Source organism: Salmonella sp. K21076 (assembly GCF_039650795.1).
Lineage (GTDB): Bacteria > Pseudomonadota > Gammaproteobacteria > Enterobacterales > Enterobacteriaceae > Salmonella > Salmonella enterica.
Map to the genome: position 1 here is coordinate 1 of NZ_JBCLYA010000003.1, position 26,211 is coordinate 26,211.

21 protein-coding genes and 1 pseudogene are annotated in these 26,211 nt (G+C 52.6%); 4 read left to right on the forward strand and 18 right to left on the reverse strand.

Annotated elements, in window-relative coordinates:
* Positions 1-141: 141 nt before the first annotated feature.
* Genes hemG through pepQ form a run of 4 tightly spaced genes read right to left on the reverse strand, consistent with a single transcriptional unit; the run spans position 142 to position 4,134 of the window.
* On the reverse strand, positions 142-687 hold the full coding sequence (gene hemG, locus AAYN39_RS00365) for a menaquinone-dependent protoporphyrinogen IX dehydrogenase (protein WP_000853982.1): 546 nt from the start codon (positions 685-687) through the stop codon (positions 142-144).
* A gap of 11 nt (positions 688-698) precedes the next feature.
* Complete coding sequence (gene trkH, locus AAYN39_RS00370; RefSeq protein WP_000545686.1) at positions 699-2,150, reverse strand: Trk system potassium transporter TrkH; 1,452 nt, start codon at positions 2,148-2,150, stop codon at positions 699-701.
* 38 nt (positions 2,151-2,188) lie between these two features.
* Entirely contained in the window at positions 2,189-2,803 is a 615-nt protein-coding gene (locus AAYN39_RS00375) for an IMPACT family protein (RefSeq protein ID WP_000378910.1), read from the reverse strand.
* On the reverse strand, positions 2,803-4,134 hold the full coding sequence (gene pepQ / locus AAYN39_RS00380) for a Xaa-Pro dipeptidase (RefSeq protein WP_000444529.1): 1,332 nt from the start codon (positions 4,132-4,134) through the stop codon (positions 2,803-2,805). Before pepQ ends, AAYN39_RS00375 begins: the two co-directional genes overlap by 1 nt.
* A 189-nt stretch (positions 4,135-4,323) precedes the next feature.
* Between pepQ and fadB the strand changes: the two genes are divergently transcribed.
* Together fadB and fadA are read left to right on the forward strand one after the other, a co-directional pair.
* A complete protein-coding gene (gene fadB, locus AAYN39_RS00385) occupies positions 4,324-6,513 on the forward strand; it encodes a fatty acid oxidation complex subunit alpha FadB (RefSeq protein WP_000966004.1) in 2,190 nt (729 codons plus the stop codon).
* Positions 6,514-6,522: 9 nt separating this feature from the next.
* Positions 6,523-7,686, forward strand: a complete 1,164-nt coding sequence (gene fadA / locus AAYN39_RS00390) for an acetyl-CoA C-acyltransferase FadA (RefSeq protein WP_000438778.1) — start codon at positions 6,523-6,525, stop codon at positions 7,684-7,686.
* A gap of 196 nt (positions 7,687-7,882) precedes the next feature.
* On the opposite strand, the gene AAYN39_RS00395 is transcribed toward fadA, so the two are convergent.
* The 3 genes from AAYN39_RS00395 to ubiD all read right to left on the reverse strand — a co-directional run bounded on the left by AAYN39_RS00395 (position 7,883) and on the right by ubiD (position 12,225).
* On the reverse strand, positions 7,883-9,706 hold the full coding sequence (locus tag AAYN39_RS00395) for an aryl-sulfate sulfotransferase (protein ID WP_000669894.1): 1,824 nt from the start codon (positions 9,704-9,706) through the stop codon (positions 7,883-7,885).
* A gap of 253 nt (positions 9,707-9,959) precedes the next feature.
* On the reverse strand, positions 9,960-10,661 hold the full coding sequence (gene fre / locus AAYN39_RS00400) for an NAD(P)H-flavin reductase (RefSeq protein WP_000209828.1): 702 nt from the start codon (positions 10,659-10,661) through the stop codon (positions 9,960-9,962).
* Between the two features lie 85 nt (positions 10,662-10,746).
* Positions 10,747-12,225, reverse strand: coding sequence for a 4-hydroxy-3-polyprenylbenzoate decarboxylase (gene ubiD, locus AAYN39_RS00405; RefSeq protein ID WP_000339761.1), 1,479 nt, complete (start codon positions 12,223-12,225; stop codon positions 10,747-10,749).
* Positions 12,226-12,410: 185 nt separating this feature from the next.
* On the opposite strand from ubiD, the gene rfaH reads away from it, so the two are divergent.
* On the forward strand, positions 12,411-12,899 hold the full coding sequence (rfaH, locus tag AAYN39_RS00410; protein WP_001192407.1) for a transcription/translation regulatory transformer protein RfaH: 489 nt from the start codon (positions 12,411-12,413) through the stop codon (positions 12,897-12,899).
* A gap of 7 nt (positions 12,900-12,906) precedes the next feature.
* On the opposite strand, the gene tatD is transcribed toward rfaH, so the two are convergent.
* From tatD to udp, 9 genes are all read right to left on the reverse strand, one after another.
* A complete protein-coding gene (gene tatD, locus AAYN39_RS00415) occupies positions 12,907-13,689 on the reverse strand; it encodes a 3'-5' ssDNA/RNA exonuclease TatD (protein ID WP_000459642.1) in 783 nt (260 codons plus the stop codon).
* A gap of 41 nt (positions 13,690-13,730) precedes the next feature.
* Positions 13,731-14,510: a Sec-independent protein translocase subunit TatC gene (gene tatC, locus AAYN39_RS00420; protein WP_000257554.1), complete on the reverse strand. Its 780-nt coding sequence runs from the start codon at positions 14,508-14,510 to the stop codon at positions 13,731-13,733.
* A 2-nt stretch (positions 14,511-14,512) separates the two neighbouring features.
* On the reverse strand, positions 14,513-15,061 hold the full coding sequence (gene tatB / locus AAYN39_RS00425; RefSeq protein ID WP_000459611.1) for a Sec-independent protein translocase protein TatB: 549 nt from the start codon (positions 15,059-15,061) through the stop codon (positions 14,513-14,515).
* A gap of 3 nt (positions 15,062-15,064) precedes the next feature.
* Positions 15,065-15,319, reverse strand: coding sequence for a Sec-independent protein translocase subunit TatA (gene tatA / locus AAYN39_RS00430; protein WP_000508972.1), 255 nt, complete (start codon positions 15,317-15,319; stop codon positions 15,065-15,067).
* A 205-nt stretch (positions 15,320-15,524) separates the two neighbouring features.
* Positions 15,525-17,165, reverse strand: coding sequence for a ubiquinone biosynthesis regulatory protein kinase UbiB (gene ubiB, locus AAYN39_RS00435; RefSeq protein ID WP_000187559.1), 1,641 nt, complete (start codon positions 17,163-17,165; stop codon positions 15,525-15,527).
* Positions 17,162-17,767: a ubiquinone biosynthesis protein UbiJ gene (ubiJ, locus tag AAYN39_RS00440; protein WP_001116094.1), complete on the reverse strand. Its 606-nt coding sequence runs from the start codon at positions 17,765-17,767 to the stop codon at positions 17,162-17,164. Before ubiJ ends, ubiB begins: the two co-directional genes overlap by 4 nt.
* Positions 17,768-17,776: 9 nt before the next feature.
* The gene (ubiE, locus tag AAYN39_RS00445) at positions 17,777-18,532 is read right to left on the reverse strand and encodes a bifunctional demethylmenaquinone methyltransferase/2-methoxy-6-polyprenyl-1,4-benzoquinol methylase UbiE (protein ID WP_000229009.1); all 756 of its coding nucleotides are present in this window, start codon (positions 18,530-18,532) and stop codon (positions 17,777-17,779) included.
* Positions 18,533-18,627: 95 nt separating this feature from the next.
* Positions 18,628-20,058, reverse strand: a complete 1,431-nt coding sequence (gene rmuC, locus AAYN39_RS00450; RefSeq protein ID WP_000355562.1) for a DNA recombination protein RmuC — start codon at positions 20,056-20,058, stop codon at positions 18,628-18,630.
* A 139-nt stretch (positions 20,059-20,197) separates the two neighbouring features.
* On the reverse strand, positions 20,198-20,959 hold the full coding sequence (gene udp, locus AAYN39_RS00455; protein ID WP_000045169.1) for a uridine phosphorylase: 762 nt from the start codon (positions 20,957-20,959) through the stop codon (positions 20,198-20,200).
* A gap of 258 nt (positions 20,960-21,217) precedes the next feature.
* Here udp and AAYN39_RS00460 point away from each other — a divergent pair, with 258 nt between their 5' ends.
* Positions 21,218-22,030: a dienelactone hydrolase family protein gene (locus tag AAYN39_RS00460; RefSeq protein WP_000213959.1), complete on the forward strand. Its 813-nt coding sequence runs from the start codon at positions 21,218-21,220 to the stop codon at positions 22,028-22,030.
* Positions 22,031-22,109: 79 nt separating this feature from the next.
* On the opposite strand, the pseudogene AAYN39_RS00465 reads toward AAYN39_RS00460, so the two are convergent.
* Positions 22,110-23,452 (reverse strand): annotated as a pseudogene (locus AAYN39_RS00465) (anaerobic sulfatase maturase).
* A 334-nt stretch (positions 23,453-23,786) separates the two neighbouring features.
* Positions 23,787-26,051 carry a 5-methyltetrahydropteroyltriglutamate--homocysteine S-methyltransferase gene (gene metE / locus AAYN39_RS00470; protein WP_000154198.1) on the reverse strand — a complete coding sequence of 755 codons (2,265 nt, stop codon included), beginning with the start codon at positions 26,049-26,051 and terminating at the stop codon, positions 23,787-23,789.
* Positions 26,052-26,211 lie beyond the last annotated feature (160 nt).

Genomic DNA, 26,211 nt, shown 5'->3' on the forward strand with positions numbered 1-26,211 from the left:
ATTCTGGTCTGAACCCCGCTGACCCGGCGGCCTGTGTGCCGTTGTTCCGTGTCAGTGGTGGCGCATTATAGGGAGTTATTTCTGCCTGACAAGAGGAAATTTAAAATAATTTTCTGAGTGCGCACTTTTTATTCTTTGCGTTTATTTTGCCGACGATTTGTTGGTTAAATGGGCTATTTCACGGGCAAAGTGCGCAACTTGCTCCCAGTCGGTGTACACCACTTCTTTACTGGTATCCGTTTCGCCGCCCGACATCTTCATAATAAGCTTGATCATCAGACGGTCATACCAGCGATAGCGGGGATAGCGAAGCGCGCCTGCAATGACGGCACAGTAGTCAGGTCGCCACGGAGAACTCATTAAAAACTTACGCGCGTAGCTGTTAGTCTGCGGCGTCCGTTTTTCAGCTTTACGCGCCACCAGGTTAACGGAATAAAAGGCGCTCGGCATTCCGTTCAACCGCGTGGCATATTTCTTAACAAACTCCTGAAAGGCGCTGTGGTAATGACCATAACGAATAGACGCGCCAATCACTACGCGATCATAGCTATCCCAGTCAGGCTCTTCTGCGCGATGCAGATTAACGACATCGGCCCAGATCCCCATCTCTTTGAGTTCAGAAGCCAGATAAGAGGCAATTTCGCGCGTTTGTCCGTCCCGGGTAGAGAAAAGAATCAATGTTTTCACGTGTTACTCCATTATTCACGCCAGAAAGTCGGGGTAAAAAGTACCAGCAAAGTGAATACTTCCAGACGACCAAATAGCATGTTGGCGATGAGTATCCATTTCGCAACCGGATTCATACTGGCGAAGTTATCAGCAACCACCCCCAGCCCCGGTCCCAGGTTATTAAGCGTAGCCACTACCGAGGCGAAAGCCGAGAAATCATCTACGCCTGTAGCGATAATGGCCAGCATACTGACGATAAATACCAGCGCGTAGGCAGAAAAGAATCCCCAGACGGCTTCCAGAATACGCTCTGGCAGCGCCCGGTTCCCCAGCTTAATACTGTAAACGGCATTCGGATGCACCAGACGTTTGAGTTCGCGGTTCCCCTGTTTAAATAACAACAGAATACGGATGACCTTTAACCCCCCGCCCGTTGACCCGGCGCAACCGCCAATAAACGCGGAACATAGCAGCAAGACGGGCAAAAACAGCGGCCAGCGCGCAATGCTGTCCGTGGTAAACCCTGCCGTTGTCGCCATCGACACAACCTGGAAGAACGCCTGATTTAGCGTTGTCAGCGCCGAGTCGTAGATATTATGGAACCACAGTACCAGCGTGCAGATCACCACCAGCGTCAACTGTACGCCGATGAACATGCGGAATTCCGGATCGCGCCAGTATACCTTCAGGCTACGCCCGCTTAATAAAGAGAAATGCAGGCCATAGTTACAACCGGAGATCAGCAGGAAAATAGCGATGATGGTATTAATAGTGGGACTATCAAAATAGCCTACGCTGGCGTCATGCGTTGAGAAGCCGCCGATAGCGATAGTGGAGAAGCTGTGTCCGATAGCGTCAAACGCGGGCATCCCTGCAAACCATAGCGCCAGCGCGCAGGCTACCGTTAGCAAGACATAGATAAGCCACAGCGTTTTCGCCGTCTCGGCAATACGCGGGCGCATTTTGTTATCTTTGAGCGGCCCCGGCATTTCTGCCCGATAGAGCTGCATCCCCCCGACGCCGAGGACAGGGAGAATCGCCACCGCCAGCACAATGATCCCCATACCGCCAAACCATTGCAGCATCTGACGATAAAAGAGAATGGCGTGCGGTAATGAATCCAGCCCCACCAGCGTAGTGGCGCCCGTGGTGGTTAACCCGGAGAACGATTCAAAAAAAGCATCGGTAATGGTGAGGTTTGGGCTTTCCGAGAAAATAAACGGCAGCGCACCCACGCTGCCCAGCACGGTCCAGAACAGCACCACGATAAGAAATCCTTCGCGGGATTTCAGCTCGCCCTTTTCCCTACGATTTGGCCACCACAGTATGGAACCGATCGCCAGCGCGACAAAAAAGGTCTGCGTGAACGCTCCTCCTGCGCCATCACGATATATTAGCGCTACCAGTCCCGGGAGAATCATTGTCCCCGAAAATAAGATAACCAGTAGTCCAACGATTCGGGTAATGGCGCGAAAATGCATCTCTGCCGCTTCCTTTATTCTTAAAAATGAGGTGGGGATTATTCTTCAATCGCTAACAATTGCAATGAACCACGGCTAAAATCCGCCAGTTTTGTGGAAAATGCATTCACATGAGCAAAAGGAAGCGCCACCCTGAGCCGAACAGACGCCTGATAATCGCTGGAAACGATCTTCCCGGCAAACTGTCCTAATAATGCTTCGATTCCGGCCAACTGACCGTACTCACACTGCAAAGTATATTCGGTTAATGGCGTCTTGCGTTGTGTGGCAAGCTGACGTAATGCCTGATTCACACCGCCGCCATAGGCTTTTACCAGCCCGCCCGTACCCAGCAGAATACCACCATAGTAGCGCACGACGACGGCAGTAATTTCTCCGACGCCGCTGCCCATCAATTGCGCAAGCATCGGCTTGCCTGCCGTTCCCGCCGGCTCGCCGTCGTCTGAAAAGCCCAGTTGTTGTGAGTCGTCCGGCGCACCCGCCACCCACGCCGCACAATGGTGGCGCGCATCAGGGTGCTCAGCTCTGACTAACTCAACAAACGCTTTCGCCGCCTCTACGCCATCGGTATGCGCCAATAGCGTAATAAAGCGGCTTTTTTTGATCTCTTCAACAACGGTGACCGGCGCTGCAGGGATTAACCAACTGTCCATTACGCCAGTTTTAAATCCCGCGTCATGTTTTCCACGCCGTTTTCGTGGATGACCACGTTATCTTCAATGCGAATACCGCCGAAAGGCTTGAGCGCTTCAATTTTCTGCCAGTTGAAGTGCTTGCTGAATGGCCCTTCGCGCCACGGCGCTAACAGCGATTCGATGAAGTAAATCCCCGGTTCGATGGTCAACACCATTCGCGGCTGTAACACACGCGTGCAGCGCAGATACGGGTATTTGGACGGCGCGGCGAGATGCGTACCGGAATCATCCTGCATAAACCCGGCCACATCGTGTACCTGCAGACCCAACGGATGACCAATACCGTGCGGCATAAACGGCCCGGTGAGATCATTTTCCACCATCGCCTCTTCACTCATGTCGGTAATGATTTGATGCTTACGCAGCAGCTTTGCGATGCGCTGATGGAACTGAATATGATAATCCACATAGCTAACGCCCGCCTTCATGGTAGCGATCAGCGCCAACTGTTCGTCGTTAACATCTTTCACCAGGTGGGCGTAGTCGTTATCGCTTTTCGCCGACCAGGTCCGCGTCAGATCCGCCGCGTAGCCGTTGTATTCCGCGCCCGCATCCAGCAGGAAACTGCGCATTTCAGACGGTGCCTGATGATCCAGTTTCGTGTAATGCAGCACGGCGGCATGTTCGTTCAGCGCCACAATGTTGCTGTACGGAACATCGGTATCGCGATGTCCCGTGGCGGTCAGGTACGCCAGGTTGATGTCAAACTCGCTCATGCCGGAACGGAAGGCCTCTTCCGCCGCCCGATGACCGCTCACCGCCATTTTCTGCGCTTCGCGCATACAGGCCAGTTCATAATCCGTTTTATAGGCGCGGTAGTAATGCAGATAGTCGATAACACCTTTCGGGTTGATGTTGCTGGCGGCGATATCCAATTGTAGCGCGCGCTCAGGAACCGGGCCGATATAGCCGATATTGCCACGCGCGGCAGGAAGTTGGCTGCCGATGCCATCCGCTTTCGGTAAGGCGACGACCTCGACTTCTTCTGTCCAGAATGACGTTGGCAGCGGTTCAACGTTATGCCAGTAATCGACCGGCAGATAAAACCACAATTTGGGTTTGTTGACGCCATCGACCAGCAGCCAGCAATTTGGAACCTGAGTTACCGGCACCCACGCTTTAAACTGCGGATTGACCTTAAACGGATAAGGGTGATCGTCGAGAAAGACGTTGAAAAGCTCGCCGGAATGAATAAGTAACGCATCCAGCTTAAAGCGCGCCAGAACATCGCGCGTCCGTTCTTGTAAGGTAACAATATGATTTTTATAGAGCGCGGCCAGTGATTCCATTTTTTACCCTTCTGTTTTTTTGACCTCAAGTTTCCGCATCTTAGCACATCGCCCCACGAGAGCGTGATCTCTGCCGAGCGTGATCACATCGGCATTTCTTTAATCATTTATTTGCATTTTATTAACACAAAATACACACTTCGCTTCATCTGATACGACCAGATCACCTTGTGGATTCAGGAGACTGACATGCTTTATAAAGGCGACACCCTGTACCTCGACTGGCTGGAAGATGGCATCGCCGAACTGGTGTTCGATGCTCCAGGCTCGGTCAATAAACTCGACACCGCAACCGTCGCCAGCCTCGGCCAGGCGCTTGAGGTGCTGGAAAAGCAACACGATTTAAAAGGGCTGCTGCTGCGCTCTAATAAAGCGGCCTTTATTGTCGGCGCGGACATCACCGAATTTCTTTCACTGTTCCTCGTCCCCGAAGAGCAGTTAAGCCAATGGCTGCATTTCGCTAATAGCGTCTTTAACCGTCTGGAAGATTTACCCGTACCGACCCTTGCCGCCGTAAACGGCTATGCGCTGGGCGGCGGGTGTGAATGCGTGCTGGCGACCGATTACCGTCTGGCGACGCCAGACCTCCGTATCGGTCTGCCGGAAACTAAACTGGGCATCATGCCGGGTTTCGGCGGCTCCGTTCGTCTGCCGCGTATGCTGGGCGCGGACAGCGCGCTGGAGATTATCGCGGCAGGTAAAGATGTCGGTGCTGAGCACGCGCTGAAAATCGGCCTTGTGGACGGCGTGGTCAAACAAGAGAAGCTAATTGAAGGCGCGATAGCGGTGTTACGCCAGGCCATTACCGGCGATCTCGACTGGAGAGCTAAACGCCAGCCGAAACTGGAACCGTTGAAACTCAGCAAAATTGAAGCGGCGATGAGCTTTACCATCGCTAAAGGCATGGTCGCACAAACGGCGGGTAAACATTATCCGGCGCCGATGACCGCAGTGAAAACCATTGAAGCCGCCGCGCGTTTTGGTCGTGAAGAAGCGCTGAATCTGGAAAATAAAAGCTTTGTTCCGCTGGCGCATACCAATGAGGCTCGTGCGCTGGTCGGTATCTTCCTCAACGATCAATATGTAAAAGGTAAAGCCAAAAAGCTGACCAAAGATATTGAGACGCCGAAACAGGCAGCCGTACTGGGCGCGGGCATTATGGGCGGCGGTATCGCTTACCAGTCGGCCTGGAAAGGCGTACCGGTCATCATGAAAGATATCAACGATAAATCGTTGAACCTCGGCATGACCGAAGCGGCCAAGCTGCTGAACAAACAGCTGGAGCGCGGCAAGATCGACGGTCTGAAGCTGGCGGGCGTCATTTCGACCATCCACCCGACTCTCGATTATGCCGGTTTCGATCGCGTAGATGTTGTTGTCGAAGCGGTAGTCGAAAATCCGAAAGTCAAAAAAGCGGTACTGGCGGAAACCGAGCAGAAAGTGCGCCCAGAAACCGTGCTGGCCTCAAATACCTCCACCATCCCAATTGGCGAACTGGCAAGCGCCCTGGAACGTCCGGAAAACTTTTGCGGAATGCACTTCTTCAACCCGGTACACCGGATGCCGCTGGTTGAAATCATTCGCGGCGAGAAGAGTTCAGACGAAACCATTGCCAAAGTCGTCGCCTGGGCCAGCAAAATGGGCAAGACACCGATTGTAGTCAACAACTGCCCCGGCTTCTTTGTTAACCGCGTGCTGTTCCCCTATTTCGCCGGTTTCAGTCAACTGCTGCGCGACGGCGCGGATTTCCGCAAAGTCGATAAAGTGATGGAAAAACAGTTCGGCTGGCCGATGGGCCCGGCCTATCTGCTCGACGTGGTGGGTATTGATACCGCCCACCACGCGCAGGCGGTAATGGCGGCAGGCTTCCCACAACGGATGCAGAAAGAGTATCGCGACGCGATCGACGCATTGTTTGACGCCAGCCGTTTTGGGCAAAAAAACGGTCTGGGCTTCTGGCGCTATAAAGAAGACAGCAAGGGTAAGCCGAAGAAAGAAGAAGATGCTGCGGTGGATGACCTGCTGGCAAGCGTCAGTCAGACGAAACGCGACTTCAGCGACGACGAGATAATCGCCCGTATGATGATCCCGATGATTAACGAAGTGGTTCGCTGTCTGGAAGAAGGCATTATCGCAAGCCCGGCGGAAGCCGATATGGCGCTGGTCTACGGCCTGGGCTTCCCTCCGTTCCACGGCGGCGCATTCCGCTGGCTGGATACACAGGGCAGCGCGAAATATCTTGATATGGCGCAGCAGTATCAACACCTCGGCCCGCTGTATGAAGTGCCGGAAGGGCTGCGTGATAAAACGCGCCATAACGAACCGTATTATCCCCCGGTTGAACCAGCCCGTCCGGTTGGTTCTCTGAAAACGGCTTAAGGAGTCACAATGGAACAGGTTGTCATTGTCGATGCCATTCGCACCCCGATGGGCCGTTCGAAGGGCGGCGCGTTTCGCAACGTGCGGGCAGAAGATCTCTCCGCCCACTTAATGCGTAGCCTGCTGGCGCGTAATCCGTCGCTTACAGCGGCGACCCTCGATGATATTTACTGGGGCTGCGTACAACAAACGCTGGAGCAAGGCTTCAACATTGCCCGTAACGCCGCGCTGCTGGCAGAAATTCCCCATTCGGTACCGGCGGTCACCGTCAACCGTCTGTGTGGTTCCTCGATGCAGGCGTTACACGATGCAGCGCGAATGATCATGACCGGCGATGCGCAGGTTTGTCTGGTTGGCGGCGTGGAGCATATGGGGCACGTGCCGATGAGCCACGGCGTGGATTTTCACCCGGGTCTGAGCCGCAACGTCGCCAAAGCAGCAGGGATGATGGGGCTAACGGCGGAAATGCTCTCCCGCCTGCACGGCATTAGCCGGGAAATGCAGGACCAGTTCGCCGCGCGTTCTCACGCTCGCGCCTGGGCCGCCACCCAGTCTGGCGCATTCAAAACGGAGATTATCCCGACTGGCGGTCATGATGCAGACGGCGTGTTGAAGCAGTTTAACTACGATGAAGTGATCCGCCCGGAAACCACGGTCGAAGCGCTATCAACGCTGCGTCCGGCATTTGATCCGGTTAGTGGCACGGTCACGGCGGGCACCTCATCCGCGCTTTCCGATGGCGCAGCCGCCATGCTGGTAATGAGCGAAAGTCGTGCCCGTGAGCTGGGTCTGAAACCTCGCGCCCGTATTCGCTCAATGGCAGTGGTGGGTTGTGATCCGTCAATTATGGGTTACGGGCCGGTTCCGGCGTCAAAACTGGCGTTGAAAAAAGCGGGACTGTCGGCCAGCGATATCGATGTGTTTGAGATGAACGAAGCGTTTGCCGCACAGATCCTGCCATGCATTAAGGATCTGGGATTGATGGAGCAGATAGACGAGAAGATCAACCTCAACGGCGGCGCGATCGCGCTTGGCCATCCGCTCGGCTGCTCCGGAGCACGTATCAGCACCACGCTTATCAACCTGATGGAGCGCAAAGACGCGCAGTTTGGTCTGGCGACGATGTGTATTGGTCTGGGTCAGGGCATCGCCACGGTGTTTGAGCGGGTTTAATTAAAGATAATGTCCCCTAAATAATTCACGTTGCAGCGCGGCGGCAACTGAGCGAATCCCCGGGAACATAGATAACTATATGCCCGGGGTGAACAAAGGCAGCCAACAAAGAGGCAGCGTGAGTTATGACGGGGAACAGTTTAGTTGCCGTTTTTCCCGCCCGTCAGGGGCGGGTTTTTTCACCGTGTGGCCTGCTCTACTCAGTAAGCGCTTTGGTCAGGCTAAATGGCATAGCCTGATATCCACGCGCACCATGTATTTGCATTTCGACCGCAGGCTCTTTTTCTCCCCATCTGAACTCTTCCAGATACGGGTTAGGCAAGCTGGTAAATGCGCCTACCGACAAATCAAACTCACCACCTGCTGTTGCGGAATACACGAACACAGAATTCTTGTCAGTCTGGTACTCGGTGATAGAGGTTACCGGGCTAAACCACTCGTTCCCGCGCTCTTTACCGTATTGCCAGATCTGTTGGACTGTCTTGTTTTTCTGGTCGATTTTGTAAATCACGGAGCGGCTGTATTTCATACTCTGCATAGCAGGCTGTTCTAAGCCGCGGCCATCACCATTGTCGAAAGCGGAAAGGTATAAGATATCGCCTTTACTCTTACTATCAATTTTAAAGGCCGTATGTTGCGTCCATGTCCAGTCGAAGTCACCCTCACAGCCACTTTCCTGGCAGGAAATTTTTTGGCCTTTGCTATCCACAGGCGTCAGAATTGCGGCATTAAATGGCGCTTTCCAGCCAGCAGGCGTACCAAGTATCCACTTCACTTTCTTATCGCGACCGATTTTGATAATCGCACTCTGGTGGCGGAAGCTGATGATGATGGAATCATCTTCACTGTCATAGTCGACGCTGTTGACATGCGCCCAGTTGCGGCCAGCCCCACTACCCACGATATCCCCGAATTTGTCGGAGGAGTCCAGCGCCGCCAGATCTTCTTCGCTCAACGTATGGCCGGACTGGCTGGCGTCGATATTCAGGCACACTGCGCCCTGATCGAGGGTTTTCATTATCACATCACGATAAGGATCGAGGATATCAAACAGACGCCATTCATCCACTACCACGCCGTTCTGATCAACTTCGGCAATCACATCACGCACGGTACGAACATTTTTCCCATCAGGACGTTTATAGTTAGAGCTGGCTACACGCAGGAAGTAGTGACCGTTGGGCGCGTTATCCATTGAGTGTGAAAAATCGTTATAATTATCCGGCAGGCGGCGGTTGAAGATTTCACGCCCCATGATATCGTATTTCACATAACGCTGACCGTAGCCCCACGATAGTGCGCCATCCTGGTTTTGTTTAAAGCCCATCATAACGCCAGCACGATAAATTGACTTTAAATCATAAATTGAACTTGGATTCATAAACCAACGAATATCACCGGAGGTGTCGATAATAGCGTTAGCTGTAGTGAAGTTCCATTCTAATGCACCCCCAGTAGGGTTGTTCCAGACAGTACGCGTTCCATTCCCAGACTTATCTTTCGTATTATTCAAAAGATACAAGCGATCTTTAAATTCTGGGGAAACCTTTTTAACATCGATAGTAAAGAGTGCTGATTGTTCTTCTTTTGTACCCGCTGATTCACTATAAGCAGGCGGTGCATACATTTTATAGCTTTCTTTTATATTTTCGGTTTTACTACCCTGGATTCTTGTATATTCAACTTCAACGGTATTGACATAATCCGGGTAAAGACCAAAGACGGGAATACCGCCATACGTTAAAAGGTATTTATTATTAACTTTATACGCGATCTCCTGGCCATTTTCTTTGGGTACAATCCGCACATGCACGTCACGTAACTGGTAACCGCCATTACGAATAACGGCGGTTAGCGGCGCGATATCATAGGGGTTCATAACAACTTCGCCAATTTTTCCCTGGACCTGATAGTCCACTTTAGCGCCGCTGGCGCCGCCGATGGCGAAAGCAGTAGAAGGTACTGATGACAAAATTGCAACAGATAATGCGAGAGAAGTTAAAGCATATTTAAATTTCATAACACTCTCCATCTTATAAATAAATAACTAACTTTCCATTTTATGTTTCTTTTATAAAAATAAATGAAGCATATATAATTAACTATTTTTATTGATAGCCTCAGGACATAATATTACTTAATTTATTACACGCAATACAAAGCCTGTAGATATTCAATATCATAAGGTTTTATAGTTGACGATTAATTAATATTTAAGAGGACTTTTAGGTAGGCTAACGTAAAAAGGGACGCTACTGCGTCCCATAAAATAGTTAAATAAATGCGAACGCATCGCCAAACAGACGATCTTCCCGCGCATTACGCTCATGACAGAACAGATCGCGGGCGATTTTCGCCATCTCAAAACGTCCGGCAATATAAATATCGTGCCCCGCCAGCGTACCATAATCCTGCAATACCGCCGTAAGTACCGTTCCTGTACGTCCACGCCAGCCTTCTTCCGGCTGCTCGACAACAGGTTCAATACGCAAATTAGGATGGTTAACAGAGAGTGCTTCCAGCTCAGAGAGATCATAGAGGTGCTTTTCTTCGCGACCGCCCCAGTAAATGGTAACATCGCGGGCCGGGTTGCGCGCTAACGCCGTCAACAGGATGGAGCGTGCATAAGAAAAGCCCGTACCGCCCGCGATCAGAATCAACGGACGCTCTTCATCGTCACGTAGCCAGGCGTCGCCATGCGGAATATCGACGACGATTTCCCGGTCTTTCAGAATTCGATCCATGACCGCCATCGCATACAGATTGAGCTCGGAAGCGCCAATGTGTAATTCAATAAACCCTTTCTCGTCCGGCGTTGAGGCCATCGAAAACGGGCGTTTGTCACGCTCGTCCATTACGACCATCAAATACTGACCAGCGCGGAATGAAAACGCCGCGTCCGGCACTAAACGAACCCGATATACGGTATCGGTGATAGCTTCTACCGAGGTCACTTTACAGCTTAAGGTTGTCATGCGCTCCCTCTGTCGGGTGTCGGGTCAATACCGACATTTTTCAAGCCGAGTCGCCGCAGCCTGAAATGTCGATGTCCGCTTTCAGTTATTTAAAGATAGCCAGCTCATCCCAAATCGCATCAATACGCGCGGTAACTTCAGGATCTTTAACAATAGGACGACCCCACTCGCGTTGGGTTTCGCCCGGCCATTTGTTTGTGGCATCCAGCCCCATTTTTGAACCCAGCCCGGAGACCGGCGAGGCAAAATCCAGGTAGTCAATCGGCGTATTTTCAACCAGCACCGTATCCCGCGCAGGGTCCATACGGGTGGTAATCGCCCAGATCACATCATTCCAGTCGCGTGCGTTAACGTCATCATCGCAAACGATAACAAATTTCGTATACATAAACTGGCGCAAAAACGACCAGACACTCATCATGACGCGTTTCGCATGACCAGCGTACTGCTTTTTCATCGTCACTACCGCCAGGCGGTAAGAACACCCTTCCGGCGGCAGATAAAAGTCGACGATTTCCGGAAACTGTTTTTGCAGAATAGGCACGAAGACTTCATTGAGCGCCACCCCTAATACCGCAGGCTCATCGGGCGGACGCCCGGTATAGGTGGAGTGATAGATGGCATCCTCACGCTGCGTAATATGCGTGACGGTAAAGACCGGAAAGTTATCCACTTCATTATAATAGCCCGTATGATCGCCATACGGTCCTTCCGGCGCCATCTCTCCCGGCTCAATGTAACCTTCAAGGATAATCTCGGCGCTGGCAGGCACTTCCAGATCGTTAGAAAGGCATTTAACCACTTCAGTTTTCGTGCCGCGCAGCAGGCCCGCAAAGGCATACTCCGACAGAGTATCGGGAACAGGAGTCACGGCGCCAAGTATCGTCGCCGGATCGGCGCCCAATGCGACGGAGACCGGGAAACGTTCACCCGGACGCGCGGCTAACCACTCCTGAAAATCCAACGCGCCGCCGCGGTGAGACAGCCAGCGCATAATCAGCTTATTTTTACCTATCAACTGCTGACGATAAATGCCCAGGTTTTGCCGTTCTTTGTGCGGGCCACGCGTTACCGTCAGTCCCCAGGTAATCAGCGGCGCGGCGTCGTCCGGCCAACAGGTCATGACAGGAAGACGCGTTAAATCGACATCATCGCCAGACGCGATTTTCTGCTGGCAAGGCGCGCCGCGTAACCGTTTCGTCGGCATATTCAGCACTTGCTTAAACTGCGGCAGCTTGTCAAACAGATCGCGAAAGCCTTTCGGCGGCTCAGGTTCTTTCAGAAACGCTAATAATTTACCCACTTCCCGTAAGGCGGAAACATCATCCTGCCCCATGCCCATCGCCACGCGTTTTGGCGTGCCAAAAAGGTTGCACAGCACCGGCATGGCGTAACCTTTAGGATTTTCAAACAGCAACGCCGGTCCACCGGCACGCAGCGTGCGGTCAGCGATTTCCGTGATTTCCAGATGAGGATCCACAGGTAGCGTGATGCGTTTTAGTTCCCCCTGCTGCTCAAGTAGCGTCAGGAAGTCGCGTAAATCGTGATATTTCATGGCGTCCATTGTAGCCTCTTGGTAAGCGCATCATTATACGGCGTTCATCATCGGGATGCTGTATTTTTGTTAAATTAGCGTGAACTCTGGCAACCAACGCTAATCCAGATACGGCTTAAAGGATGAAGTGTATAATTAACTTCGCGCATGGCTTTTGCTATGCTTGCGCCCCGAACAAGCGGATAAGAGTCATTATGCAATCCTGGTATTTACTGTACTGCAAACGCGGGCAACTTCAGCGTGCTCAGGAACACCTCGAAAGACAAGCGGTAAGTTGCCTGACACCGATGATCACCCTGGAAAAAATGGTACGCGGAAAACGTACCTTCGTCAGCGAACCGCTCTTTCCTAATTATCTGTTCGTTGAATTTGATCCGGAAGTGATACATACCACTACAATCAACGCCACGCGCGGCGTCAGCCATTTTGTGCGCTTTGGCGCGCATCCTGCGATCGTGCCTTCCAGCGTTATTCATCAGCTTTCTATCTACAAGCCCGAAGGCGTTGTCGATCCTGAAACCCCCTATCCCGGCGATAGCGTCATCATCACGGAAGGCGCATTTGAAGGGCTGAAAGCGATTTTTACCGAACCGGATGGCGAAACGCGTTCGATGTTACTGCTTAATTTACTCAATAAAGAAGTGAAGCAGAGCGTAAAAAACACCGGTTTTCGCAAGATTTAGCGATCGTTCAGAATACGACCTCAAATAAGGTTCTGGCATTGGCATCTGTCATCGCCGCTAACCATTGCGGATCTTCACCACGCCATAGCGCTATGCGCTCCAGGATGTGAGGCAGATATGCGGGCTCGTTGCGTCGTGACGTTGGTTTCGGCGTAAGATCGCGGGGCAACAGATACGGCGCGTCGGTTTCTATCAGTAGCTTTTCCGCTGGAATAAACGGTAAGAGTTCACGTAGCTCAAGCCCGCGTCGTTCGTCGCAAACCCACCCGGTAATACCGATATAGAGCCCTCTGTCCACACAGGCCTGCATTTGCTGGCGTGAACCGGTAAAGCAGTGCAGTATTGCACCAGGAAGACTATCCAGCCAGGGATCAAGCAATGCCAGAAATCGCTCATGCGCGTCCCGGCAGTGCATAAAGATTGGCATCTGCAATTCGGCGGCAATTTGTAGCTGCGCCTGAAAGGCACGCTCCTGCTCCTGCGGCGTGGAAAAATTGCGATTGAAATCCAGCCCGCACTCACCGATAGCGACGACTTCCGGCTGGTTCGCCAGCGCAATAATGGCGTCTTCAGACGCAGATGACCACTGACTGCTGTCATGGGGATGGACGCCAGCCGTCGACCAACAATGGGGGTAGCGCCGCGCCAGTTTTAACGCCTGCTGACTTTCATGGATGTTCGTTCCGGTCAGTAGCATACCTTTTACTCCTGCCGCAAACGCACGGGCGACCACATCATCACGATCTTTTGCAAACTGGCTACTGGTTAAATTAACGCCAATATCAAACATGCTTGCCCCCATATGACAACCGCCCTGGCGGGCGGTTGTGTTTAGTCTTCAGTGTGCTCGGCCTTTTCGGTCTCGGCCTCGTTATCTTCGTCGCGCGTCCGTCGCTTACCGACATAAAAGCGTGAGCAGAAAACGCCAATTTCAAACAGGCAGTACATCGGTATCGCCAGCAACGTTTGCGAGAAGACATCTGGCGGCGTAAGCAGCATCCCCACAATGAATGCCCCGACCAGGATATAAGGCCGTTTTTTACGCAAATCTTCTGGCGTGGTGATGCCCATCCAGCACAGCAACACAATCGCCACCGGCACCTCAAAGGCTACGCCAAAGGCCATAAAAAGCGCCATGACAAAGCTCAGATAGCTGGCGATATCTGTCGAAACCTGTACCCCTTCCGGCGCCGTATGCGTCAGGAAACCAAAGGCCAAAGGGAATACGACAAAATAGGCGAAGGCCATACCAATGTAAAAAAGCAGCGAACTGGATACCAGCAGCGGTACGACCAGACGACGCTCGTGTTTATACAGCGCCGGGGCGATAAAGGCCCAAACCTGGTACAAAATGACAGGCGCGGATAAGATCAAAGACACCATGAAGGTGAGTTTGATAGGCGTAAAAAACGGCGACGCCACATCCGTCGCAATCATTGTCGCCCCTTGCGGCATCTGTTTTATCAGCGGTGCGGCGACTAAATGATAAATATCATTGGCGAAATAAATTAACGCCAGAAAAATCAGAAGTACTGCGACGATGCAGTTTAGCAGGCGCTTACGCAACTCGATCAGATGCGTGATAAGCGGTTGAGTATCTTCTACAGCCATGTTTACGGTTTATCACTCGACGAGGGGGAAGATTCGACAACAGGCGCAGCGGATTTCTTCTCGGCGTCTATCGCGGCTACGGAAGCGGTTTCCGTCGACTCAGGCACGTTAGCTTTAACGGGCTCCGGCTTTTGTTCCGGCGCGCTCGCCTGTGTTTCAGCGGCGGCAGGGGTGACGCCCTCATGCTGCGTTTCGTTCCCTTTTACCACCGGATTATGGATGGTATGCGCTTCATCGCTCGCTTGTTCGGGATCGTTAGCGCTGTAGGTGCGTTTCATCGACTCCGCCGCCTGACGCAGTTCATCCATAGATGCTTTCAGTTCGGGAGTCAGATTTTCCAGGCTCGCCTTTTCGACTTTTTTCAGACTGTCCTGGAACTCCTGAAGTTTCAGTTCCTGAGTCAGTTCATTCTGAACCGTTGTCGCAAGGGAGCGCAACGCGCGAATCCAGCCCGCTACCGTTTTTACCGCTACTGGCAATCGTTGCGGCCCCAACACAATGAGGCCGATAACGAACACTAACAGCAGTTCGCTAAAACCGATATCAAACACGGATTATACCTGCTCTTTATCTTGGCTTTTAGCGTCTTCCTTTTTCGCTTCGCCTTGCTTATCCGCGATAGATTTAGCGGTAAAATCAGCGTCCTGACTGGTTTTATCCTGTTTGGCATCATCATCGCTCATGGCCTTTTTAAAGCCTTTGATAGACGCGCCAAGATCGGAACCGATGGAACCGAGTTTTTTGGTGCCGAACAGCAGTACGACGATAACGGCAACAATCAACAACTGCCAAATACTGATACCACCCATACATGTTCCTCTGTGATAGATGATGAATTATTAGGGCCGCATTATACACATTATCCTTCGCGCTGCCTCTTTGTTAGCCGCTTTCGCCCGTCCTATTCACATACTTTTACATACGACCGGGACGACATTGACTTGCGGCCTGAGTATTGCCTCGAGTGATAATATGTACCTGCGTGACACAACCGGCGTTGAGCGATAAAAAATCTCAACGAGTTTTACGCCAGCCAACCAGCCAGACCACTACGCCGCCGACCATGAGCCAGCCAGGCATCAATCCCCATTCAGGGCGGTTGACGAGTAAGAATGACCCGCTCAGTAACAGCGTTGCGCCAATTCCCAATAAATAACGAGACTGACTTTGGCGCACATGGTTTACCTGTAACTCGCGCGCAATCTTATCAACACTGTGCTGTAAATATTTGCCCTGGCGCAAACTGTCGTACACCAGTTCAGGTATTTCTGGCATTTTTTCGACCCAGAACGGCGCTTTTTCTTTAAGAGCCCGCGTGAGAGCCGGAATACCCACCTGATCTTTGATCCAGGACTCAAGAAACGGCTTCGCCGTTTTCCACAAATCAAGCTGAGGATAAAGTTGCCGCCCAACCCCTTCAACATACAATAATGTTTTCTGCAACAACACCAGTTGCGGCTGGACTTCCATGTTAAATCGACGCGCTGTATTGAAAAGGTTTAACAACACATGACCAAACGAGATTTCCGCGAGCGGCTTTTCAAAAATAGGTTCACAGACGGTGCGGATGGCAAACTCAAAATCTTCAACGTTGGTATCTGGCGGAACCCAACCTGAATCGACATGCAGCTCCGCCACCTTTCGGTAATCGCGATTAAAAAACGCGATAAAGTTTTCAGCCAGATAACGCTTATCTTCTTTGTTTAGCGACCCGACGATACCGCAGTCAATGCCGATATATTGCGGATTTTCAGGGTGTTCATGACTGACAAAAATATTTCCCGGATGCATGTCCGCATGGAAAAAGCTGTCGCGGAAAACCTGGGTGAAGAAAACTTTAACTCCGCGTTCCGCCAGCAGTTTCATGTTGGTGCCGTTCTTTTCCAGCGCCGCCACATCCGAAACCGGAATGCCATATATCCGCTCCATCACCATCATGTTCTGGCTACAGTAATCGGAGTACACCTCCGGGATATACAGCATGGGACTATTTTCAAAATTGCGACGTAACTGAATCGCGTTGGCCGATTCCCGCAGCAGATTCAGCTCATCGATCAGCGTTTTCTCATACTCACGCACCACTTCCGTCGGGCGCAGACGACGCCCATCCGGCAACAGGCGTGGTACCCAGCGAGCAAGGCGATAAATCAGTTTCAGGTCTGCCTGAATTACCGGCAAAATATCCGGGCGAATGACCTTAATAACCACTTCTTTACCGTTTGATTTCAATCGCGCGGTATGTACCTGGGCGATTGACGCCGACGCTAAAGGCTGGATATCAAAGTCGTCAAACCAGGCTTCGACAGGTAGCCCCCCCATCGCCTCTTCAATCTGGGCTTTCGCCAGCCGACCATCGAATGGCGCGACTTTATCCTGGAGCAAAGCGAGCTGATCGGCGATTTGCGGCGGGAACAGGTCACGGCGCGTGGAGAGCATCTGACCAAATTTGATCCAGACCGGTCCCAGCTCTTGCAACGCCAGTCTTAATCGTTCACCCAGCAATTTATCTTTATGCCGGTTTGGCATCCAGAACAGCGAATAGCGCCATAATCGGAGTGGCAGTGTAAGACGCATTCGGGGGATGAGTTCATCAAGGCCGTAGCTTAGAAACGTGCGGATGATGAAATATAGGCGCCGTACTTCACCTGGCGTCATTTGGCCCCCAGTTTTTCCAGCCGTGTGGTCAGAGAATCTACGGCGCGCTCAACAGCCGCGGTTTCTTCGGCAAACCATGCGACTTCCAGCGGGCCAGGCGCCATACGCCACTCTTCAGTGATCGCTTCAGCGGCATAACGCTGCTGGCGTTGAAACCCGTGGCGCAGGAATTTAGCCCCGCCACGCACGACCTTACCGATACTTTCCGCCGCAATATCACCCGTGTATGGCGCCAACAGCTCCGCAGGATCGAATTCGGCGAGATCGGCGAGCGCCACAAAATTTTGCACGACCTGAATATCGCCCTGCACTTCCAGTTCGCCGCTGCGAATAAGCGCGGCCAACTGCTGACGATCGCGTAGTTTTGGCAAAACGCTAGCTTGAGTGATTACCGTACAGTCCGCTTCGCCTTCCCATGCCCCCAGCACATCAACCTGGCGTTCACTGAATACCAGGACTAATGGCGTCGAAAATCCCTTTAGTTTCACACACAGTACTTTTCCCTGTAAGCGCGTTCTGGCTGATTTCAGCGCTGGCGAACGATACAGAAACGTATTGAGGAGACCTTCAATTCCTGCGGTCACTAAGGGTTTAAAAGGCATTCCACCCTCCTAGAATTTATAACCACGGTGCAATGCCACAACGCCCGCCGTCAGATTGTAATAATCCACGCTCTCAAATCCGGCGTCCTGCATCATGGCTTTTAAGGTATCCTGATCGGGATGCATACGGATGGATTCCGCGAGATACCGATAGCTATCCGCATCGTTCGCGACCATCGAGCCAATACGCGGTAAAATATGGAAAGAATAGGCGTCATACGCTTTACTCAGCGGCTCAATGATAGGCTTGGAAAATTCAAGCACCAGTAAACGTCCGCCGGGTTTCAACACACGGAACATTGACCGCAGCGCTTTTTCTTTTTCCGTTACATTGCGCAAACCAAACGAAATGGTAATGCAATCAAACGTATTATCAGGGAAAGGCAGAGCTTCGGCATTCGCCTGCACATACTCTACGTTGCCGATCACGCCGATATTACGCAGCTTCTCACGCCCCATTTTGAGCATAGAATCATTAATATCCGCCAGGATAACTTTGCCAGTTTCCCCGACCATACGTGAAAATTTCGCGGTAAGATCGCCCGTCCCGCCCGCTAAATCGAGAACGGTTTGTCCACGACGCACGCCACTGCAATCAATGGTGAAGCGCTTCCACAAACGATGAATGCCAAATGACATTAAATCATTCATCACATCGTACTTTGACGCCACAGAATGAAAAACGTGGGCCACCATGTCAGCTTTCTGCTCTTTAGCGACGGTCTGAAAGCCAAAGTGCGTCGTTTCTTGTGAATCTTCCACCATCTCAGTGCCTGCTTATCGATAAAAATGTTCAAGAAGTGTAACAGATTGGGCCAATTTGCCCTACTCTGCGCCAGGACTAAACTACTCCGTATGGGTTAACTTAACTGCTGCTTCACCCGTTCATCATTGGGATAATGTTCATCCTGCCGCCCTTCAGGGATCGATCGTAAACGATATTCTTCATCTTGCGTAACGGCCTGTTCCGCTAAATCCGGATTAATCTCGCGTTTGATTTCCACGCCTAGCCCCCGGAAGGCCTCCGCCTGCGCCAAAACGTTGCCACGCCCCGACGCAAGTTTTTTCATCGCCTGGCGGTAGTTATCCTGCGCTTTATCCAGACTCTGACCGATCGCTGACATATCATCAACGAACAACCGCATTTTATCGTAGAGCTTACTGGCTCTGTCTGCGATGTGCTGCGCATTGCGGCTCTGGTGTTCATAGCGCCACAGGTTGGCGATTGTCCGTAACGCCACCAGCAGCGTCGTGGGGCTTACCAGCATAATGTTATTTTTCAGCGCCTCGGTTATCAGTTCGGGCTGTTTATCTAACGCCAGCAGGAAAGCGGGTTCTACGGGGATAAACATCAGAACATAGTCCAGCGAGCGGAGGCCGGGAAGCTGCTGGTAGTCTTTACGCCCCAGTAAGCGAATATGATTGCGCACCGAGGCGATGTGCTCTTGTAAAGCGGCCTCGCGCGTATAGTCATCTTCAGCGTTAAAGTAACGCTCGTAGGCGACTAACGTCATTTTAGCGTCGATGACCACATCTTTGCCCTGCGGCAAGCGGACGATGACATCCGGCTGCATCCGCGAGCGCGCATCGTTCTCAATACTGACCTGGGTTTCGTATTCGTAGCCTTCACGCAGTCCGGATGCCTCCAGCACCCGCGCCAGCACAACTTCGCCCCAGTTTCCTTGTGCCTTATTGTCCCCTTTCAGGGCGCGCGTCAGGTTGATCGCTTCCTGCGCCATTTGCGCGTTAAGCTGCTGCAAATTACGAATTTCGTGCGCCAGCGTATGCCGCTCCTGCGCTTCTTTGCCAAAACTCTCCTGAACCTGGCGGCGAAAACCGTCCAGTTGCTCACGCAGCGGCGTCAGCAGGCTATTCAGGCTTTGTCGGTTTTGTTCGTCTACGCGACGATTACTGTGTTCAAAGATACGGTTCGCCAGATTTTCAAACTGCTCGCTTAAACGCTGTTCGCTGTTGATCATCTGACGGATTTTGTCTTCCGCGTGTTGTTGAGTCGCTTCCAGACGAGTCGTGACTTCACGCAGATCGGCTTCCAGAGAGGTATTAATACTGTGCAGGCTACGCAGTTCGTTATTAAGTAACTCGCATTCACTGCGCCAGTGCGCTTCTTGCGCTAATTGCTGCCGGGCCGCGCTAAGTTCAATATCCAGCTCACGCCGTTCTTCGATAAGATCGGCGCGGATTTGATCGGCGTGCGCTTTCGTCGCCAGCCAGCCAATCACCGCCCCAGCCGCCAGCGCCACGACGGCGCTTATCATAAGAGTAATATCCACAACACCTCTCCTGGAACCACACTGTCCTGCACAAAATAGAATTGTGCTGTATAAACGTCCAGTTTAAAAGGGATTTCCTGCGAGGCGCCACGCAAAAAGAAAAGGCCGAACGCGTCGGCCTTTGCAAAAGAGAGGAGAATTACAGCAGACGACGGGCCGCTTCCACGACAATTTTCACCGCGTGGCTTTCAGTTTGTTTCATCGTTTCCGCATTCGGAATCTCTTGTTGGGTACGGTTAACGATAACGCCCGCCACCATACCTGCGCGTAAACCCTGGCTTGCGCACATGGTTAACAGCGTAGCGGATTCCATTTCGTAGTTCATCACGCCCATTGCCTGCCACTCTTCCATAGAGCCTTTGAAGCGACGAACAACGCGGCCAGAATAGGTGTCGTAACGTTCCTGACCCGGATAGAAAGTGTCGGAAGAGGCGGTTACGCCAACGTGAGTCGTGGCGCCAATCGATTTCGCGGCTTCAACCAGCGCGGTGGTGCAGGCAAAGTCGGCAACCGCCGGGAATTCCATCGGCGCAAAATGCAGGCTTGCCCCATCCAGACGTACGGATGCGGTCGTTACCAGAACGTCGCCGACGTTGATGTGCGGCTGAATAGCCCCCGTGGTGCCGATACGCAAGAAGGTACGAATACCCAGTTGCGCCAGTTCTTCCACGGCAATAGAGGTAGACGGGCCGCCGATACCGGTAGAGCAAACGATAACTGCTTTACCATCCAGCTCAGCGCGCCAGGAGGTGAATTCGCGGTGAGATGCCAGCTTAACCGGCTTATCCATCAGCGCGGCGATCTTTTCCACACGCTCAGGATCGCCAGGGACGATGGCGAGCTGGGCCCCTTGTAAATCGTTTTTGGTGAGGCCGAGATGAAAAACATCAGACTTGGACATATAAAACTCCTCTGTGAATCGGGTTTGTCAGAAGAAGCAAAAAGACACTTTACCTAAGGCATAAAGATATTTTCGTGACAGCCATCACTATGGCGTAAAACAATTGCACTCGTTTACCATTAAAAAGTGATGTGCATCACAATAAATAATCAATATCGCCAAGCATTGCACAAAAGATAGCCGCTTTAAGGCAATGTGGTTTGTTACACACTGTCTATAGTTAAGATTGCGCTATTTTTTAAGGGTACGGAGAATACCATGACAACGACACATCCATCCGGCTTTGCACCTGCAGCTTCCCCACTTGCCCCTACGATGATTCATACACCTGATGGGGCCATTAGCGCGGGGATAACGTCGATCCCCTCTCAGGGCGACGATATGCCAGCCTATTACGCCAGACCAAAGGCAAGCGACGGCGCGCTGCCTGTGGTCATTGTGGTACAGGAAATTTTTGGCGTACATGAACACATTCGCGATATTTGCCGACGACTGGCGCTGGAAGGCTATCTCGCTATCGCGCCGGAGCTCTATTTCCGCGAAGGCGACCCCAATGATTTCGCCGATATACCCACATTATTGAGCGGGCTGGTGGCTAAAGTACCCGATTCGCAAGTCCTTGCCGACCTGGATCACGTCGCCAGTTGGGCTTCGCGCAACGGCGGGGATGCGCATCGGCTGATGATCACCGGTTTTTGTTGGGGAGGCCGGATTACCTGGCTATACGCCGCGCACAACCCACAGTTAAAAGCAGCGGTAGCGTGGTACGGCAAGCTGGTGGGCGACACGTCACTCAATTCGCCGAAGCATCCCGTTGATATCGCCACCGATCTTAACGCGCCGGTACTGGGTTTATACGGCGGGCAGGATACCAGTATTCCACAGGAGAGCGTGGAAACCATGCGTCAGGCGCTACGCGCCGCTAATGCGAAGGCGGAAATCGTGGTCTATCCCGATGCAGGGCACGCGTTTAATGCCGATTATCGTCCGGGCTACCACGAAGCCTCAGCGAAAGACGGCTGGCAAAGAATGTTGGAATGGTTCGCGCAGTACGGTGGGAAAAAAGGCTAACCACAGCGCATTACGATGTTTGTTGGGCCTACGAGACCGGAGTCGGTGTAGGCTCAACAAATCGTCATCGCCACGTTAGCTATGCTTTACCACAGCATTTTTATATTTTTTGCCGCTGCCGCAGGGACAGAGATGGTTACGACTGACGGCTCCTGTGTCTTTACGCGCGTCCTGCGCCAGCCAGCGCATGATCGATGCCATCGGATAGCCTTGCGCCAGCAGCTCCCGCCAGACATTCATATACGGCGTAACGTGCTGGAAAAAATGTTTATAGCCCGTACACAAGTAATTATGCGCAGGATGACCGGACGGCGAGACGGCAAAGCGATGCTTCGGACAGCCGCCATGACACGCAAAGCGGTAGTCACAGCGACGACAATCGGCGGTCAGGGTCTCCCGCTTGGCCTCGCCAAACGCAATAGCCCGCTCGCTATTATTTAAGGTTTTGATGCTGTGCTGGTGGATATTCCCCAGCAGATGCTCCGGGTAGACAAAGTGGTCACAGTTGTAGAGATCGCCGTTCGACTCCAACGCGAAGGCATGTCCACAAGTCTCGGAATGTACACACAGTACCGGCTGCTGCGCCGTCCAGGCGGCTAACGCCACGTCAAACATCTGCACATAGACGCGGTCTACGTCGCGACGAACCCAGATATCAAAGATCTGGTTGAGAAATTCGCCATATTGCCACGACGGTACCGTCCATGGCGCCAGCTTTGCCGCGCTTTCGCCGGGCATCACCAGATTAAGTACCGATGAGTTATCGGTGCTCATTCGCTCTACCAGCGGGATAAACTGAATAAAACGCGATCCCGCCGCCAGAAGAAATTCGTAGACGTCTGCTGCATGACCGACGTTATGTTTTCCCACGACGGTTAAGGTATTAAAGTCAACATGGTGCGCTTTAAGCCGCGCCATGGCTGCGACGACCTGTTCATGAGTTCCTTTTCCAGCGCGATTAAGCCGATAGTGGTTGTGTAACGACGCCGGACCGTCGATAGAGAGACCGATGAGAAAATGCTGTTCAGCGAAAAAGCGCGCCCACTCGTCATTCACCAGGATGCCGTTCGTCTGTAACGCATGAGTGATTTTTCGCCCATCGCCGTACTTTTCACACAATGCGACAACCCGGCGGAAAAATGGCAGCCCCATCATGGTCGGTTCGCCGCACTGCCAGGCAAAGTCAATGCGGTCGCCACTCTGCGCGGCAATATGCTGGCGTATAAACTGTTCCAGCGTCTCGTCCGACATTCGCCAGTTTTTATTGCGTTCCGGGTACAGCGCCTCTTTTTCAAGATAGAAGCAATATGTGCAATCAATATTGCAGATCGCGCCGCCGGGTTTGGCCATTACGTGACAACCTGCTACCGCCATGTCAGACATCTCCGTTAAAAAATAAGGTTCACCAGCGCCATGAGACAATGCGACGTTTATCGTCGCCAGGGAACATAACAGAATGGAAAACCTCGTTTTGTGCTATGAGAGCGCTGGGCGATCATGACAGGAAAAACGATCTGCGAGGCAATAAAATCCGCCGCGCTGCTTCCGGGGACGCTATCCGCCTGGTTGTCATTCATACGGAGAACCTTTTTATTATCAAGATCGCCAAATAGCCAGATCCTGAAAAAGACAGCGCGGAAAATAAGAAAAAGGGAAATGAGAAGAAAGAGGCGCTGTTAATCAGGTCAGACACGGGCGCTACCCGTCAAAGGGTAGCGCCGCATTGCTGCCGGATAAACGCAGCGGTCAGGATGGGTTATTTCGCCTGACGCAGATTGTGCGCCGCTTTGACCATGTTCGCTAACGCCGCGCGGGTTTCCGGCCAACCGCGAGTTTTCAGACCGCAGTCCGGATTCACCCACAGGCGTTGTGCCGGAATACGTTGTGCCGCCTTCTTCAGCAGGGCTTCAATCCACTCGACGCTCGGCACGTTCGGCGAGTGAATATCGTACACGCCCGGCCCGATTTCGTTCGGGTAGTCGAACGCTTCGAACGACTCCAGCAACTCCATATCCGAGCGGGAGGTCTCAATGGTGATCACATCCGCGTCCAGCGCGGCGATCGAATCCATAATGTCGTTGAACTCGCAGTAACACATGTGGGTGTGGATCTGGGTTTCATCCTTCGCCACCGCCGCGTTGATGCGGAAGGCTTCCACACCCCATTCCAGATAGGCGTCCCAGTCGCTGCGACGCAGCGGTAAACCTTCACGCAGCGCCGGTTCGTCAATCTGAATAATCCCGATCCCCGCCGCCTCCAGATCCGCGACTTCATCACGCAGCGCCAGCGCAATCTGTTTCGCAATCGTTTCGCGGGTCACGTCTTCGCGGGGGAATGACCAGCAAAGAATAGTCACCGGGCCGGTCAACATCCCTTTTACCGGCTTGTCGGTCAGCGACTGGGCATATTTCGCCCACTCCACGGTAATCGGTGCCGGACGGCTGATATCGCCAATCACTACCGGCGGTTTCACACAGCGGGAGCCATAGCTTTGCACCCAACCATTCTGGGTAAAGACGAAGCCGTCCAGATGCTCGCCGAAGTATTCCACCATGTCGTTTCGCTCGGCTTCGCCGTGTACCAGCACATCCAGCCCTAAACGCTCCTGCTCGATGATAGCCTGTTTGATATGTTCGGCGATGCCGGTGCGGTAGTTGTTCGCGTCGAGGTTGCCCTTTTTGAAGTCCAGACGCAGGCCGCGAATTTCCGTGGTTTGCGGAAACGAACCGATAGTCGTCGTCGGCCAGGCGGGAAGTTTAAAGCGGGCGCGTTGCGCTTCAGCGCGCACCTCATACGGATTCTCACGCTGGCTGTCCTGCGCGGTGATCGCCGCCAGGCGTTTTTCTACTGCGGCATTATGTACGCGATGGGAGTGACGACGAGCCTGAATCGGTACGCTCCATTCCTCAAGCGCCGCCGTTTCGCCGCTGTTCAGCGCATCGCGCAGCAACGCCAGTTCACCGCATTTTTGCAGCGCAAAGGCAAACCAGCTTTTTACTTCCGTATCCAGACGCGTTTCGACGCTGAGATCGATCGGGCTGTGCAGTAAAGAGCAGGAGGATGCTACCCACAGCGCGCGTTTGCCCACAATGGCGTTAATCTGCGCGTATTTTTCGGTCAAATCGGCGCGCCAGACATTACGCCCGTTAATCAAGCCTGCGGAGAGCAGCCAGTCGACCGGCAGACGTTGATGCAGTTCCACTACATCATCTTTGCCATGAATGAGGTCAACATGTAGCCCCTGTACCGGTAGCACGATAATAGTGTCCAGGTTTGGCGTCACGCCTTCAAAATAGGTCGTCAGCAACAGCTTCACCTGGCCGGCGAGCGCGTCGTAAGCCGGTTTGAAGGCATCCAGCCACGCCTGCGGCAGTTCCAGCACCAGTGCTGGCTCATCAATTTGGACCCACTCAACACCACGCTTCGCCAGCTCAGCCAGCACGTGCTGATACACCGGCAAAATGTCTTTCAGCAACGTCAGGCGGTCAAACGGCTCGCCTTTCACTTTACCCAGCCACAGATACGTGACAGGCCCCAGCAGTACGGGTTTGATCTTATGCCCCAGCGCCAGCGCTTCGTCCACTTCCTCCAGCAACTGTGTCCAGGTAAGCCTGAACTGCTGGCCTTTGCTGAACTCCGGTACTATGTAGTGATAGTTAGTATTAAACCATTTGGTCATTTCCGCTGCCGCCGCCGGTTCGCCGGTTGGCGCGCGACCACGGCCAATGCGGAACAGAGTGTCGATGTCCACGGAACCGTCGTTGTTCTGATGACGAGCCGGCACATTGCCTAACAGCAGGCTGGTGGTCAGAACATGGTCGTACCAGGCAAAGTCGCCTACCGGTAACAGGTCAATACCCGCTTGTTTCTGCTGCTCCCAGTGACGCGCGCGCAGTTCGCGGCCCACCGCCAGTAACGCTTCACGCGTTGTGTTCCCCGCCCAGTAGCTCTCTTGCGCTTTTTTCAACTCGCGACGCAGGCCAACGCGAGGAAAACCGAGGGTATGAGTCAATATTGTCATTTTACTTCCTCTCTTATTTTATTGAATCTGAAAGTAAAACTCTAAATAGTTCGGCTTGCAGGAAGGCGGCGACACAGCGCATCCCCAGGAGCTTACTGAAGTAAGTGACTGGGGTAAGCAAGGAAGCCAACGCATCTGCAAGTCGAAATATGACGAGTTT

Excerpts from the sequence above, each read along its gene's own strand:
- fadB (WP_000966004.1), top strand. The coding sequence starts at position 4,324 with ATGCTTTATAAAGGCGACACCCTGTACCTCGACTGGCTGGAAGATGGC.
- tatD (WP_000459642.1), bottom strand. The coding sequence starts at position 13,689 with ATGTTTGATATTGGCGTTAATTTAACCAGTAGCCAGTTTGCAAAAGAT.
- trkH (WP_000545686.1), bottom strand. The coding sequence starts at position 2,150 with ATGCATTTTCGCGCCATTACCCGAATCGTTGGACTACTGGTTATCTTA.
- tatA (WP_000508972.1), bottom strand. The coding sequence starts at position 15,319 with ATGGGTGGTATCAGTATTTGGCAGTTGTTGATTGTTGCCGTTATCGTC.
- tatC (WP_000257554.1), bottom strand. The coding sequence starts at position 14,510 with ATGGCTGTAGAAGATACTCAACCGCTTATCACGCATCTGATCGAGTTG.
- AAYN39_RS00375 (WP_000378910.1), bottom strand. The coding sequence starts at position 2,803 with ATGGACAGTTGGTTAATCCCTGCAGCGCCGGTCACCGTTGTTGAAGAG.
- fadA (WP_000438778.1), top strand. The coding sequence starts at position 6,523 with ATGGAACAGGTTGTCATTGTCGATGCCATTCGCACCCCGATGGGCCGT.
- AAYN39_RS00395 (WP_000669894.1), bottom strand. The coding sequence starts at position 9,706 with ATGAAATTTAAATATGCTTTAACTTCTCTCGCATTATCTGTTGCAATT.
- ubiJ (WP_001116094.1), bottom strand. The coding sequence starts at position 17,767 with ATGCCTTTTAAACCCTTAGTGACCGCAGGAATTGAAGGTCTCCTCAAT.
- ubiB (WP_000187559.1), bottom strand. The coding sequence starts at position 17,165 with ATGACGCCAGGTGAAGTACGGCGCCTATATTTCATCATCCGCACGTTT.
- rfaH (WP_001192407.1), top strand. The coding sequence starts at position 12,411 with ATGCAATCCTGGTATTTACTGTACTGCAAACGCGGGCAACTTCAGCGT.
- ubiD (WP_000339761.1), bottom strand. The coding sequence starts at position 12,225 with ATGGACGCCATGAAATATCACGATTTACGCGACTTCCTGACGCTACTT.
- metE (WP_000154198.1), bottom strand. The coding sequence starts at position 26,051 with ATGACAATATTGACTCATACCCTCGGTTTTCCTCGCGTTGGCCTGCGT.
- udp (WP_000045169.1), bottom strand. The coding sequence starts at position 20,959 with ATGTCCAAGTCTGATGTTTTTCATCTCGGCCTCACCAAAAACGATTTA.
- pepQ (WP_000444529.1), bottom strand. The coding sequence starts at position 4,134 with ATGGAATCACTGGCCGCGCTCTATAAAAATCATATTGTTACCTTACAA.
- ubiE (WP_000229009.1), bottom strand. The coding sequence starts at position 18,532 with ATGGTGGAAGATTCACAAGAAACGACGCACTTTGGCTTTCAGACCGTC.
- AAYN39_RS00460 (WP_000213959.1), top strand. The coding sequence starts at position 21,218 with ATGACAACGACACATCCATCCGGCTTTGCACCTGCAGCTTCCCCACTT.
- fre (WP_000209828.1), bottom strand. The coding sequence starts at position 10,661 with ATGACAACCTTAAGCTGTAAAGTGACCTCGGTAGAAGCTATCACCGAT.